Origin of the sequence: Cellulomonas sp. McL0617, from assembly GCF_049994875.1 — a bacterium.
In the GTDB taxonomy this organism is placed as follows: domain Bacteria; phylum Actinomycetota; class Actinomycetes; order Actinomycetales; family Cellulomonadaceae; genus Cellulomonas.
Genome location: NZ_CP188256.1, coordinates 2480417 through 2494586, shown reverse-complemented (window position 1 = coordinate 2494586; position 14170 = coordinate 2480417). Strand labels below are relative to the sequence as shown.

10 protein-coding genes are annotated in these 14170 nt (G+C 70.8%); all 10 read left to right on the top strand.

Going from position 1 to position 14170, the window contains the following annotated elements:
• Positions 1-3: 3 nt before the first annotated feature.
• The 10 genes from ACPPVS_RS11370 (at position 4) to ACPPVS_RS11325 (ending at position 14163) form a co-directional block, all read left to right on the top strand.
• Complete coding sequence (locus ACPPVS_RS11370) at positions 4-2655, top strand: family 78 glycoside hydrolase catalytic domain (protein ID WP_426592377.1); 2652 nt, start codon at positions 4-6, stop codon at positions 2653-2655.
• A 235-nt stretch (positions 2656-2890) separates the two neighbouring features.
• Positions 2891-5134 (top strand): beta-glucosidase, encoded by a 2244-nt coding sequence (locus ACPPVS_RS11365; protein WP_426592376.1) that lies wholly within the window; start codon positions 2891-2893, stop codon positions 5132-5134.
• A 150-nt stretch (positions 5135-5284) separates the two neighbouring features.
• Complete coding sequence (locus tag ACPPVS_RS11360; RefSeq protein ID WP_426592375.1) at positions 5285-7321, top strand: bifunctional aldolase/short-chain dehydrogenase; 2037 nt, start codon at positions 5285-5287, stop codon at positions 7319-7321.
• Between the two features lie 14 nt (positions 7322-7335).
• Entirely contained in the window at positions 7336-8547 is a 1212-nt protein-coding gene (locus ACPPVS_RS11355; RefSeq protein WP_426592374.1) for an alpha-hydroxy acid oxidase, read from the top strand.
• Positions 8548-8572: 25 nt separating this feature from the next.
• Positions 8573-9601, top strand: a complete 1029-nt coding sequence (locus ACPPVS_RS11350) for a LacI family DNA-binding transcriptional regulator (RefSeq protein WP_426592373.1) — start codon at positions 8573-8575, stop codon at positions 9599-9601.
• Between the two features lie 101 nt (positions 9602-9702).
• Positions 9703-10872: an L-rhamnose isomerase gene (rhaI, locus tag ACPPVS_RS11345; RefSeq protein WP_426592372.1), complete on the top strand. Its 1170-nt coding sequence runs from the start codon at positions 9703-9705 to the stop codon at positions 10870-10872.
• A 26-nt stretch (positions 10873-10898) separates the two neighbouring features.
• Positions 10899-12383 carry a rhamnulokinase gene (locus ACPPVS_RS11340; protein WP_426592371.1) on the top strand — a complete coding sequence of 495 codons (1485 nt, stop codon included), beginning with the start codon at positions 10899-10901 and terminating at the stop codon, positions 12381-12383.
• Positions 12384-12552: 169 nt separating this feature from the next.
• Positions 12553-12726 (top strand): hypothetical protein, encoded by a 174-nt coding sequence (locus ACPPVS_RS11335; RefSeq protein WP_426592370.1) that lies wholly within the window; start codon positions 12553-12555, stop codon positions 12724-12726.
• A 58-nt stretch (positions 12727-12784) separates the two neighbouring features.
• The gene (locus tag ACPPVS_RS11330; RefSeq protein WP_426592369.1) at positions 12785-13813 is read left to right on the top strand and encodes an SDR family oxidoreductase; all 1029 of its coding nucleotides are present in this window, start codon (positions 12785-12787) and stop codon (positions 13811-13813) included.
• On the top strand, positions 13810-14163 hold the full coding sequence (locus ACPPVS_RS11325; RefSeq protein WP_426592368.1) for a hypothetical protein: 354 nt from the start codon (positions 13810-13812) through the stop codon (positions 14161-14163). The genes ACPPVS_RS11330 and ACPPVS_RS11325 overlap by 4 nt, the downstream gene beginning before the upstream one ends.
• The last annotated feature ends 7 nt before the right edge of the window (positions 14164-14170 follow it).

The window sequence follows — 14170 nt, the reverse complement described above, 5'->3', positions numbered from 1 at the left end:
GGCGTGCGCACAGATCCACGACCGGCCACGACGCCGGACCAGCCCGACACGTCTTCCGCCGACGCCATCACCATCGGCGCCCCCCAGGTCGAGCACCACACGCACGCGCTCGGGATCGGCGAGGCGCGCCCGCGCATCTCCTGGACGATCGAACGCGCCCCGGCCGACTGGCGCACCTCGGAGTATCAGCTTCGCGTCAGCGCCGACGGCCGACCGGACGAGACGTCAGGCTGGCTCCCCGGCGCCGGCCAGTCGCTGGTCGCGTGGCCGTTCGAGGCCCTCCGGTCACGGGCGCGCGTGCATATCACCGTCCGGCTGCGGAGTGCCGACGGGCGCTCGTCCGCCTGGTCGCCGGCCGGGTACGCCGAGACCGGTCTGCTCGAACCCAGCGACTGGGTCGCCCGCATGCTCACGCCGACGGGGCCGCCCGAGGACTCCGAGCTGCGACGTCCTCCGGTCGTGCGCCACGAGTTCGACCTCACGGACCGTCCTGTCTCGGCACGCCTCTACGTGACCGCGCACGGGCTCGTCGAGCCGTACATCAACGGTGCCCGGGTCGGCGACGAGGTCCTCGCCCCCGGCTGGACCGTGTACCCGCACCGGCTGCGCTACTCCACCTACGACGTGACCGAACTCCTGAAAGCCGGCCCCAATGCGATGGGGGCCCTCCTCGGCGACGGCTGGTTCCGCGGCCGCATCGGGTTCGACGGCGGAAACCGCGACATCTACGGTGATCGCCTCGCCCTGCTCGCTCAGCTCGAGGTCCAGCTCGCAGACGGCACCCGCCAGGTCATCGCCACCGGGCCGGAATGGCGCGCGGGGCTGGGGCCCGTCCTCAGCTCCGGCCTGTACGAGGGCGAGCGCTATGACGCGGGCCTCCTGGTCCCCGACTGGTCGTCCGCCGGTTTCGACGACACGGTCTGGTCCGGCGTCGAGGTCGTCGACCGCGATCCCGCGACCCTCGTCGCCCCCGAGGGGCCACCGATCCGGTGCACCGAGGAGCTCGCGCCGGCGGTCATCACCCGGACGGACCGTGGGACGACGCTCCTGGACTTCGGCCAGAATCTCGTCGGGCGGCTGCGCATCCGTGTCGACGGCCCCGCGGGCGCGTTGGTACGCCTGCGCCACGCGGAGGTCCTTCAGGACGGAGGCGTCTACGTCCGTCCGCTGCGCGGTGCGCAGTCGATCGACGAGTACGTCCTGGGGCCTGGGGGCGTCCAGGAGTGGGAGCCACGGTTCACGATCCACGGATTCCGCTACGTCGAGGTCGAGGGCTGGCCCGGCGAGCTGCGGCGTGGCGACGTCGTTGCGCGGGTCCTGCACACCGACATGCGACGGACGGGTGGATTCAGCTCGTCCGACGAGAGGCTGAACCGCCTGCACCAGAACGTCGTGTGGAGCATGCGGGGCAACTTCGTCGGGCTGCCGACCGACTGCCCACAGCGGGACGAACGTCTCGGCTGGACGGGTGACATCCAGGTGTTCGGCCCGACGGGGACGTTCCTCTACGACAGCGCAGGACTGCTCTCGTCATGGCTGCGCGACCTGGCACGGGAGCAGCTGCCGGACGGCACCGTGCCGTGGTTCGTGCCCACCATCTACGGCAACCCGATGTGGTCCCCACCGCGCCCTGGAGCGGCCTGGGGCGACGCCGCGGTGATCGTTCCGTGGACCCTCTACGAGCGGTACGGGGACGTCGAGGTCCTCGACCGGCAGTACGACTCCGCTCGCGCGTGGGTCGAGTGCGTGGAACGGCTGGCCGGCCCAGACCGGCTCTGGGACACCGGGTTCCAGCTCGGTGACTGGCTCGACCCGGCCGCTCCGCCGGACGACCCGGCGGACGCGCGCACCGACCGCTACCTGGTCGCGAGCGCGTACTTCGCGCGCTCCAGCCGCCTTCTTGCACGAATGGCCGATGTCGTCGGGCGAAGCGAAGACGCCGAGCGGTTCGACGCGCTCGCCCGCGAGGTCCGCGAGGCCTTCATCCACCGCTACGTCCTGCCAGACGGCCATCTCACCAGCGACGCTCCCACCGCCTACGCCCTGGCCCTGGCGTTCGACCTGCTCCCCAGCGAGCTGCGACGCCCCGCGGGAGAGCGACTCGCGCGGCTCGTCGAAGACGGCGGCGACCTGATGGCGACGGGGTTCGTCGGCACCCCGGTCGTCCTCGAGGCCCTCTCCAGCACGGGCCACCTCGACCGCGCGTACGCGCTCCTCATGCAGACCGCCTGCCCGTCCTGGCTCTACATGGTGGGTCAGGGCGCGACGACGATGTGGGAGCGGTGGGACTCGATCCTGCCCGACGGGACCGTCAACCCCGGCGACATGACCTCCTTGAACCACTACGCCTTCGGAGCGGTCGCGGACTGGTTGCACGGCACCGTGGCGGGACTGCGCCAGGCGTCGCCTGCGGGCGACGCCTTCGAGATCGCTCCTCGCCCCGGCGGAGGCCTCACCTGGGCGCAGGCCTGGCTCGAGACCAGGTTCGGGCGCGCACACGTCGGCTGGGAGCTCGACGGGCGAACCGTGACAATCACCGTCGCGATCCCGATCGGCGCCCGCGCAACGGTCGATCTCGGCGCCGCCGGCGTCGTCCAGCTCACCGCGGGACACCACGAACTCACCGCAGAGCTCGATCAGCTGACAGCTTCCTGAGTACATCGGGTCATCCCCTCCACCCACCCGGTGGAGCGTTTCAGCGCGCCTCAACCGATCGCGCGCAGGGTTCCGTGTCGCGAAGATCTGCGCACGTCAAAAGAGGCCAGGGGTTGACTGGATTGCCGCACTTTGAGTAGTTTCTGTATGTTGCCATTTGAAACGCTTCAACCAATCGTGTTGGGGCGAACTACACGCGAACGCAATCGCGTCTGTCTCTCAACGAGGAGAACCGATGCACGTCTCGCTCCACCCCCTGCGACGACCCGGCGCACGCCGGTCGCTCGCCATCGCGTCATCGATCGCGGTGCTCGTGCCCTTCGCAGTAGGCGTGCCCCTGGCCGTCGCCGCACAGGCCGACAGCCCTGCACCGGCATGCCCCTGGATGGACACCAGCAAGACCGCCGACCAGCGAGCGAACCTCCTGCTGAAGGCGAGCACGCTCAACCAGGAGCTGCGGTGGCTGGACGAGCAGGCTGCTAACAGCCCCACGCAGACCACGTTCAGCGGAGTGACCTACCCGGTCCAGGTCGATTGCACACCCAAGGTCGTGTACACCGACGGCCCCGACTACGTGCGCGGCTCCACGGGCGTCACCATCTTCCCCGACCAGATCGGGCTCGCCGCCACCTTCGACGAGCAGCTCGCCTTCGACAAGGGTGCCGCCCAGGCCGACGAGGCCTTCCAGTCCGGCAAGAACGTCATCCTCGGCCCGGGCGTCGGCGGTGGTCGGACGCCACTGTCCGGACGGACACCGGAGTACCTGGGCGAGGACTCGTTGCTGTCCGGCAACATGGCGGCGGCAACGGTCAACGGCATCCAGACCGGTAACCCCACCGAGCCGGTGATGGCCGTGATCAAGCACTACGTGGCCAACGAGCAGGAGCTCGACCGCCAGACCAGCTCGTCGAACGTGGACGGCCGGACGCTGCGCGAGGTGTACAACCTCCCGTTCAAGATCATGATCGACAAGTCCAACCCCGGTGGAGTCATGTGCTCGTACAACCAGGTCAACGGCGTCTACGCGTGCGAGAACCCGATCCTGAACAACGTCCTCAAGGGTGACACCGGCTTCCAGGGCTACGTCGTCTCCGACTTCGGAGCGGTGCACAGCACGGCCCCGTCGCTCGTCGCCGGCCTGGACCAGGAGCTGAACCGTCCGCGGTTCTACACGCCGGCCACCATCGGCGCGGCCATCGACAACGGCTCGGTCACCCGTGCGCAGATCGACGCGGCTGCCTTCCGGGTCGTGCGCGCGTACATCGCGAACGGGCTCTTCGACCACCCGCTCCCTGCCACACCGTCGACGAGCTCGTCGACCGACGCGCACAAGGCGCTCGCCGCGCAGATCGCTTCTGAGAGCTCTGTCTTGCTCAAGAACGACAGCAACGTCCTTCCGCTGACCGCTTCGACGAAGAAGATTGCGATTATCGGTCCGACGGCATCGAACACTCCGACGAACGGCGTGAGCGCAGCGACCGTGTGCAACCAGGGCGGCGGATTCGGCGGCGGTCCCGCCTGCACGAATCCGGTGGCTCCACTGGATGCGATCACGGCGCGCGCCGCTCAGGTCGGGGCGACGGTGACATTCGACAACGGCGCTGACGTGACCACAGCTGCCGCCACGGCCGCTGCCGCGGATGTCGCCATCGTCTTCGGCTACTCCAAGCAGGGTGAAGGATCCGACCGTACGACGCTCGCCCTGGACAACAACGGCGACGCGCTCATTGCCGCGGTCGCCGCGGCGAACCCTAAGACGGTCGCCATCCTGGAGACCGGGACGGCCACCACCATGCCCTGGCTCGCCAACGTCAAGAGCGTCTTCGAGGCCTGGTACCCGGGTGAGCAGCAGGGCACCGCGATCGCGCGTCTGCTGTACGGCGACGACAACTTCGTCGGCAAGCTGCCGATGACCTTCCCGAAGTCGCTCGCGGACATCCCGACCAACACCCCGCAGCAGTACCCGGGCACGTTCTCGAACGGTACGACTACTCGGCCGGCGGGAACCAGCGAGATCCGTCAGGTCAACTACAGCGAGGGGCTGCTGGTCGGCTACAAGTGGTACTCGGCGAAGAACATCGACCCGTTGTTCCCGTTCGGGTACGGCCTGTCGTACACGGGTTTCGCGTACAACAATCTGAAGGTCACGGCCAAGACGAACGGCAAGAAGTCGATCGACGTGACGTTCCTGGTCACGAACACCGGCCCGAAGCTGGGCACCGACACGGCGCAGGTGTACCTGACGCTCCCGTCGGCGACGGGTGAGCCCAAGCGTCTCGTCGGATACGCCAAGGTGTCGCCGAACGTGGGCCGCGGCGACAAGGTGACAGTCTCGATCGACCCGCAGGGCGCGGACCTGCCCTTGTCGTACTACGACACGGCCAGCCACGCCTGGACCATCGCGCCGGGTGCGTACACGGTCGAGGTCGGGACGTCCGCTCGTGACACCAGGCTGACGGGGACGTTCACCGTCGGCTGACCGCAGGACCGGGCGCCCGCCTCCGGGAGGGGCGGGCGCCCCGTCGCGTACGACGTCGTCGGAGTACCCGGTCGCGGGCTGCCGCGGCTTGACCTCACGTCGTGTCCCGGATAGCGTCTGAATCGATTCATTCCACCTGAGGAGACAACGATGTCCAGCGCCACCGCCGAGTCCCTGGTCGCCCGGTCCAACCGCCTGGGCGCGGATCCGCGGACCACCAACTACGCGGGCGGCAACACCTCCGCCAAGGGCACCGAGACGGACCCGGTCACCGGTGAGGACGTCGAGCTGTTGTGGGTCAAGGGCTCGGGCGGCGACCTGGGCACCCTGACGCTGAAGAACCTCGCGGTGCTGCGCCTGGACCGGCTCCGTGCCCTGGTCGGCGTGTACCCGGGTGTCGAGCGCGAGGACGAGATGGTCGCCGCGTTCGACTACTGCCTGCACGGCAAGGGCGGTGCGGCGCCGTCGATCGACACGGCGATGCACGCGCTCGTCGACGCGGCCCACGTGGACCACCTGCACCCGGACTCCGGCATCGCGTTCGCCACGGCCGCGGACGGGGAGGCCCTGACGGCCGAGGTGTTCGGCGACTCCGTGGTGTGGGTGCCGTGGCGTCGGCCGGGGTTCCAGCTGGGCCTGGACATCGCGGCGATCAAGGCGGCTAACCCGCAGGCGATCGGTTGCATCCTGGGTGGGCACGGCATCACGGCGTGGGGCGATACGTCGGACGAGGCCGAGGCGCGATCCCTCGAGATCATCCGTACGGCAGAAGCATTCATCGCCTCGAAGGTCGCAGCCGGACCGCACCCGTTCGGCGAGATCGTCGTGAGCCCGTTGTCCGACGACGAGCGACGCGGTCGTGCAGCCGAGCTCGCGCCGGTGATCCGCGGGCTGGCCTCGACGGACCGGCCGCAGGTCGGGCACTACACGGACTCGGACGTCGTGCTGGACTTCGTGTCACGCGACCAGCTGGGCCGGCTGGCCGGGCTGGGGACGTCGTGCCCGGACCATTTCCTGCGCACGAAGGTCAAGCCGCTCGTGGTGGACCTGCCCGCGGACGCGCCGCTCGAGGACGTGGTCGCGCGCCTCAAGGAGCTGCACGCCGCCTACCGGGTCGACTACCAGGGGTACTACGACCGCAACGCCACCCCGGAGAGCCCGGCGATCCGCGGCGCCGACCCGGCGATCGTGCTGGTCCCGGGCGTGGGGATGTTCTCGTTCGGCAAGGACAAGCAGACCGCCCGGGTGGCCGGCGAGTTCTACGTCAACGCGATCAACGTGATGCGCGGCGCCGAGGCCATCAGCACCTACGTGCCCATCGACGAGTCCGAGAAGTTCCGCATCGAGTACTGGGCGCTCGAGGAGGCCAAGCTCGCGCGCATGCCGAAGGCCAAGGCGTTGGCCACCCGCGTCGCGCTGGTGACCGGCGCGGGCTCGGGCATCGGGCGGGCGATCGCCGAACGCCTCGCGGCCGAGGGGGCGTGCGTCGTGGTCGCCGATCTCAACCTCGAGGGTGCCACCGAGGTCGCCGCGTCCCTGGGCGGACCGGACGTCGCCATCGCCGTGCGGGCGGACGTGACGTCCGAGGAGGACATCGCGCGCCTGATCGCCGAGACGTCGCTGGCGTTCGGGGGCGTCGACCTCGTGGTCAACAACGCCGGCCTGTCCATCTCCAAGCCGCTGCTGGAGACCACGACCCGCGACTGGGACCTGCAGCACGACGTGATGGCCCGCGGCTCGTTCTTGGTGGCGCGTGAGGCGGCGCGGGCGATGATCGCGCAGGACATGGGCGGCGACATCGTCTACATCGCCTCGAAGAACTCCCTGTTCGCGGGACCGAACAACATCGCCTACTCCGCGACCAAGGCCGACCAGGCCCACCAGGTCCGCCTGCTCGCCGCCGAGCTGGGTGCGTTCGGCATCCGGGTCAACGGGGTCAACCCCGACGGCGTCGTGCGCGGGTCGGGGATCTTCGCCGGCGGCTGGGGCGCCCAGCGCGCCGCGACCTACGGCGTGCCCGAGGCCGACCTCGGCGCCTACTACGCCCAGCGCACGCTCCTGAAGCGCGAGGTGCTGCCCGAGCACGTGGCCGCCGCGGTGTTCGCCCTGACGGGCCCCGACCTCGTCCAGACGACCGGGCTGCACGTGCCGGTCGACTCCGGCGTGGCTGCGGCGTTCCTGCGCTGAGAGGGGATACCCACGTGACCGAGCGCCAGATCCCGAAGTGGTCCGAGCTGAAGCCGCTCATGCGGCCCAAGCCGATCACGTTGAACGCGACCGACCGGCACCTGGCCGACGCGTTGACCATCGCCGACCTGCGCACGCTCGCCCGCAAGCGGACCCCTCGCTCGGTGTTCGACTACACCGACGGAGCCGCCGAGGCCGAGATCAGCCTGCGCCGAGCCCGGTCGCTGTTTCACCAGCTCGAGTTCCGGCCGTCGATCCTGCACGACGTCTCGCACATCGACCCGACGACGAACATCCTCGGGACGCCGTCGGCGCTGCCGTTCGCGTTCGCGCCGACCGGGTTCACCCGCATGATGAACCACGAGGGGGAGCGGGCCGTGGTCCGCGTGGCGCAGCGCCACGGCATCCCGTACGCCCTGTCGACGATGGGCACCACGTCGATCGAGGACGTGGCCGCGGCCGGCCCGGACGCCCGCAAGTGGTTCCAGCTGTACGTCTGGAAGGACCGGTCGGCCGGCGAGGACCTGATGGTGCGCGCGAAGGCTGCGGGTTACGAGGCGCTCATGCTCACGGTCGACGTCCCGGTCGCGGGTGCCCGGCTGCGCGATGCCCGCAACGGGTTCTCCATCCCGCCGGCGCTGACCGTCAAGACGGTCCTGGATGCCGCGACCCACCCGGCGTGGTGGATGAACCTGCTGACCACGGAGCCGTTGACCTTCGCGTCGTTGTCGTCGTGGTCGGGCACCGTGGGCGACCTGCTGGACAAGCTGTTCGACCCGACGATGACCCTGGCCGACCTGGAGTGGATCCGCGCGTCGTGGGACGGTCCGCTGATCATCAAGGGCATCCAGACGGTCGAGGACGCTCGTCGGGTCACGGACGCCGGGGCGGACGCGATCGTCCTGTCCAACCACGGGGGCCGTCAGCTCGACCGGGCACCCGTCCCGCTGCGGATTCTGCCCGACGTCGTCGAGGCCGTCGGCGGCCGCACCCAGGTGTGGGTCGACACCGGGATCATGTCCGGCGCGGACATCGTGGCGGCCCTCGCGCTCGGCGCGGACGCGACGCTGGTGGGGCGCGCCTATCTGTACGGCCTGATGGCCGGTGGGGAGCGCGGAGTGGACCGCGCGGTGCAGATCCTCGAGCGGGAGATCCGCCGTACCATGGCGCTGCTCGGCGCCTCCAGCGTCGGGGAGCTCGGCCCCCAGCAGGTCCGCCTGCCGTGAACCCATCGGTAGGGAGTGTGCCCTGGTGACCAACGGGTCGCGCCGTCCGTCGGTGACCGATGTCGCGCAGCTCGCGGGTGTGTCCGTCGGCACCGTCTCGAACGTCCTGAATCGGCCCGACCGGGTCCTGCCCGCCACGCGCGAGCGGGTCGAGGAGGCCATCCGGCGGCTGTCGTTCGTCCGGAACGGGTCGGCCCGACAGCTGCGGCAGGGGTCGATCACGACCGTCGGCGCCCTCCTGCTCGACATCCGCAACCCGTTCTTCACCGACGTCGCGCGCGGCATCGAGGACCGTCTGGCCCGCGACGACCACACCCTCATGATGGCGAGCTCGGACGACGACCCCGAGCGCGAGGACAAGTACCTGCGGCTGTTCGAGGAGCACGGCGTGCTCGGGCTGCTCGTCGTCCCGACCAGCCACTCCACCGAGCACCTGGCCGAGATCCAGAGGCGGGGTGTCCCGGTCGTGCTGCTCGACTCGCCGTCGAGCGTCCCCGGGATGTCCTCGGTCTCCGTCGACGACGAGGCGGGCGGCGAGATGGCGGCCGCCCACCTGCTCGACCAGGGTCATCGACGCATCGTCTTCCTGAACGGTCCGCACTCGATCCGCCAGTGCGAGCGGCGGCGCACGGGCGTGGACCGCGCGGTCCGTGCCGCGGGTCTGCTGCCCGACGACGTCGTCGAGGAGGTCCTGCTGAGCTCGTTGGACGCGGCCGGGGGAGACCGGGCGCTCAGCGCGTGGATCGCGGCGCACGACGGCGCTTCGCCCGACGCGTTGTTCTGCGTGAACGACCTGGTGGCCGTCGGCGCCCAGCGGTGCCTGCGGCGGATCGGCGGCACCGAGCTGCTCAACCGCACGGCGATCGTCGGGTACGACGACATCGACATCGCGGCTGAGCTCGCGCAACCGCTCACGTCCGTGCGGCAACCGACGCACGAGATGGGTTACGAGGCCGCCGAGCTGCTGATGCGCCGCGCGAGCGGTCAGGACGCGACCCACACCGTCTTCCAGCCGGAGCTCGTCGTCCGGGCGTCCAGCACGTCGCGGCGATAGCCCGAACCGCCGGAGAGCGAGGCACCGCCGCCGCCGTGAGGTTGACACGTACCTAGTTGAATGAAACGATTCAGCGAGAGCCCAACGAGGGGACACGAGACATGCGCACGATCGATCAGCCCACCCTGGAGCACCTCGCCGCGCAGGCGATCGAGCTTCCGTCGTGGGCCTTCGGCAACGCCGGGACCCGCTTCAAGGTGTTCGCGACTCCCGGCACGCCGCGGACCATCCAGGAGAAGCTGGCTGACGCGGCACAGGTGAACCGGCTCACCGGCCTAGCGCCCACCGTCGCTCTGCACATCCCGTGGGACCTCGTCGACGACTACGCCGCCCTCGGCGAGTACGCACAGGGCCTCGGCGTGCGGCTGGGCACCGTGAACTCCAACACGTTCCAGGATGACGACTACAAGCTCGGCTCTCTGACCCACGTCGACCCGCGGATCCGGCAGAAGGCGATCGACCACCACTTCGCGTGCATCGACGTGATGGACGCCACCGGGTCGCAGGACCTGAAGATCTGGCTGCCCGACGGGACCAACTACCCGGGTCAGGGGGACATCCGGGGCCGGCAGGACCGGCTCGCGGACTCCCTGGAGAAGATCTACGCCCGCCTGTCCGAGAAGCAGCGGCTCGTGCTGGAGTACAAGATCTTCGAGCCGTACTTCTACACGATGGACGTCCCGGACTGGGGCACGTCGTACGCGCACGTGACGGCGCTCGGGGAGCGGGCCTTCGTCTGCCTGGACACGGGTCACCACGCGCCGAGCACGAACATCGAGTTCATCGTCGCCCAGCTCCTGCGGCTCGGCCGGCTCGGGTCGTTCGACTTCAACTCCCGGTTCTACGCCGACGACGACCTGATCGTCGGCGCGGCCGACCCGTTCCAGCTGTTCCGGATCCTGTACGAGGTCGTGCGCGGGGGAGGTCTCGAGGCGGGCTCGCCCGTACGGTTCATGCTCGACCAGTGCCACAACATCGAGGACAAGATCCCCGGCCAGATCCGGTCCGTGCTCAACGTCCAGGAGATGACCGCCCGGGCCCTGCTGGTGGACCAGGCCGCACTGACGGCAGCGCAGGACGCCGGTGACGTGCTCGGTGCCAACGGGCTGTTCATGGACGCCTTCTACACCGACGTCCGGCCGGCCCTCGCCGACTGGCGTCAGGAGCGCGGCCTCCCGGCCGATCCGATGGCCGCCTACGCCGCCTCCGGCTACGCCTCCGCGATCGCCGACGAGCGCGTCGGCGGGACACAAGCCGGCTGGGGCGCGTAAGCGCACCGGCGATGCACCGCGAGCCCATGTATGCCGCAGTCGACCTCGGTGCCACCAGCGGACGGGTGATCACCGGTCGGCTCGCCGACGGCCGCCTGCTGACCGCCGAGGTCGGACGGTTCGCCAACGAGCCGGTGCGGGTGCCCGTCGGTGACCGTGACGTCCTGCAGTGGGACATCCTCGCGCTGTGGTCCAGCATCCGCGACGGTCTCGCTGCGGCGAGCCGCAGCGGGCCCCTGACATCCGTCGGGGTCGACACCTGGGCCGTGGACCACGGACTCCTCGACGCCGACGGCGCCCTGCTCGGCAACCCGGTCCACTACCGCGACGAGCGGACCGAGGGCATGCCCGCCCGGTTCTTCGCCGCGATGCCCCCTGATGGGCACTACGCGATCACCGGCGCGCAGGTGCAACCGTTCAACACGGTGTTCCAGCTGGTGGCGGCGGCGGGAACGGCGCAGCTCGCGGCCGCCCGGCGGCTCCTGATGATCCCCGACCTGCTGACCAGCTGGCTGAGCGGCCGGGACGTCGCCGAGGTGACCAACGCCTCCACGACGGGGCTGCTCGACGTGCGGTCGCGGCAGTGGAGCCCCGACGTCCTGGCGGCGTTCACGAGCCTGACGGGCGTGGAGCTCGCCGGGCTGTTGCCGGACGTCGTCGAACCCGGTGCCGTCGTCGGTCCGGTGCGGGCCGCGCTCGGGTGGGGGGAGGCGAACGTCGTGGCCGTCGGTTCGCACGACACGGCGTCGGCTGTGGCCGCGGTGCCGATGGCCGATCCGCGTCGTGCGGCCTACATCTCGTCGGGGACCTGGTCGTTGGTCGGGGTGGAGCTGCGCCGACCGATCCTGACGCCCGCCTCGCGCGAGGCGAACCTCACCAACGAGCTCGGGGTCGACGGCACCGTCCGCTACCTCAAGAACGTCGCGGGACTGTGGCTGCTGACGGAGTCGCAGCGCACCTGGCACGAGCGCGGCGCGACCACCGACCTGACCGCGCTGCTGGCCGCCGCGGCGGACGTCCCGGCCCACCGCACGATCGTCGACGTCGACGACCCCCGGTTCGCGGCGCCCGGGGACATGCCCGCGCGCATCGCGGAGGTCGCGCGCGCGAGCGGGCAGCCCGTCCCGGACGACGAGGCGACCGTGACGCGCTGCATCCTCGACTCGCTGGCGCTGGCCTACCGCCGTGCGCTGCGGCAGGTCGCCGGCCTCGCGGACCTCGACCTCGACGTGGTCCACGTCGTCGGCGGCGGTGCCCGCAACGCGTTGCTCTGCCAGCTCACGGCCGACGCGGTCGGGCTGCCCGTCCTCGCGGGTCCCGCCGAGGGCACCGCGATGGGCAACCTCCTGGTCCAGGCGTGGGCCAACGGTGACCTCGTCGGCGGCCTGCCCGCCATCCGTGACGTCGTCGCCCGCTCCACGGAGCTGACCCGGTGGGAGCCCACCGGCGACCGGTCGGCCTGGGACCGGGCCGAGTCCCGGCTGCAGGACCTGTCCGCGGCCCGACGGTGAAGACGGGCGGGGCGAAATCGAGGTGCGTCCGGAGCTCGCACGTCCGTAGCCACCACGGGCGCGCGGACGTGATCTGACTCACTTCCCGACCGATCGACGGCGTCGGGGCCGCACCATGGCTGGCAAGCGGCCCGACCCCGCTGGCCGCCGCCCACGTGGGAGGTGTGCCATGGCCCAGGACGACACGGTGCTGCAGTGCGGTGAGTGCCGGACCCGCTACCCCGACGGCCGGCTCGCTCGGGAGTGCGAGCAGAACCACGGGGCCCGGCTCGTCTACGACAACTCGAGCTTCTGGATCGGTGCCGGCGACACCGGTCCCCGGTACTCCCACGACCGCGGCTGAGCGCATCCTCGAGACGTTCTCGTGTTGCGAGATGACCGGGGGATGGCTGACTGGGAGCATGACAAACCGCTCAGCTCACACCTCGAACGTCGTCGTCGTCACAGGCGCGTCGGCAGGGATCGGACGCGCGACGGCGATCGCGTTCGCCCGCAGCGGCGCGTCCGTCGCGTTGCTGGCACGCGGGGAGGAGGGCCTGCGCGGTGCTGCCGACGAGGTCCGCGCCGCGGGTGGGACGGCCCTGCCGATCACGCTCGACGTGTCGGACGCGGCGGCCGTCGACGAGGCGGCGGACCGGGTCGAGAGGGAGCTAGGTCCGATCGACACGTGGGTGAACGTCGCGTTCACGTCGGTGTTCGCGCCGGTGCACCAGATCTCGGCGGCCGAGTTCCGGCGGGTCACCGAGGTGAGCTACCTCGGGTACGTGCACGGCACGTTGTCGGCGCTGCGCGTGATGCGCCCGCGGGACGCGGGTGCGATCGTGCAGGTCGGTTCGGCGCTCGCGTACCGCGGCATCCCGCTGCAGAGCGCCTACTGCGGCGCCAAGCACGCGATCCAGGGGTTCAACGAGTCGCTGCGGTGCGAGCTGCTCCACCAGGGCAGCGGGATCCGCACGACGATGGTGCAGATGCCGGCGGTGAACACGCCCCAGTTCTCCTGGGTCCTGTCCCGTCTGCCGAGGCAGGCACAGCCGGTCCCGCCGATCTACCAGCCGGAGGTCGCCGCTCGGGCGGTCGTGTTCGCTGCGTCGCACCCGCGTCGCCGGGAGTACTGGGTCGGCGCGAGCACGGCGGGCACGCTCGCGGCCAACGCCGTCGTGCCCGGGGTCCTGGACCGGTACCTGGGCAGGACGGGCTACGACTCCCAGCAGGCGCCCCAGCCGCACCCGGCTGACGCCCCCGTCAACCTGTGGAGCCCGGCCGACGGTCCGGCCGGCCGCGACTTCGGCACGCACGGCATCTTCGACGACCGGTCCACGGACCGGGCACCGCAGCTGTGGGCGTCCCACCATCACGGCCTGCTTGCGGCCGTCGGCGTCTTGGCGGCGGCGCTCGTGGGCGGGTTCGGCGGGCGTCGGCTGCGTCGATGAGCGTGTCGGCCGAGCGGTTGGTCGCCTCGGTGGGCGTCCTGGCGGGCGGCGCGCTCCTCGCAGCCCCGGCACGCGTCCTGGCGGCGGTCGGCCTCGATCCGGGTCTCTTCGGGCTCGTCGGGGCGGCTCGCGTGCTCGGGGCCCGTCACGTCGTGCAAGGAACGGCACTGGTCGTGCTCCCGACGCGTGTGCCCGCAGGGGTGGCCGTGGTCGACGCCGTCCACGCCCTCTCGATGCTGGCCCTCGCCTGGTCGTCTCCGCGCTACAGACGAGCCGCACTGACCAGTGCCGCTGTCGCCGTCGCCAGTGGCGTCGTGACGCTGCGCGTCGCGAGACGCGCACACCGGTAGCGGTTCG

Coding starts and splice junctions, on each gene's coding strand:
- ACPPVS_RS11335 (WP_426592370.1), top strand. CDS start 12,553: ATGGCCCAGGACGACACGGTGCTGCAGTGCGGTGAGTGCCGGACCCGC.
- rhaI (WP_426592372.1), top strand. CDS start 9,703: ATGCGCACGATCGATCAGCCCACCCTGGAGCACCTCGCCGCGCAGGCG.
- ACPPVS_RS11325 (WP_426592368.1), top strand. CDS start 13,810: ATGAGCGTGTCGGCCGAGCGGTTGGTCGCCTCGGTGGGCGTCCTGGCG.
- ACPPVS_RS11330 (WP_426592369.1), top strand. CDS start 12,785: ATGACAAACCGCTCAGCTCACACCTCGAACGTCGTCGTCGTCACAGGC.
- ACPPVS_RS11360 (WP_426592375.1), top strand. CDS start 5,285: ATGTCCAGCGCCACCGCCGAGTCCCTGGTCGCCCGGTCCAACCGCCTG.
- ACPPVS_RS11365 (WP_426592376.1), top strand. CDS start 2,891: ATGCACGTCTCGCTCCACCCCCTGCGACGACCCGGCGCACGCCGGTCG.
- ACPPVS_RS11340 (WP_426592371.1), top strand. CDS start 10,899: ATGTATGCCGCAGTCGACCTCGGTGCCACCAGCGGACGGGTGATCACC.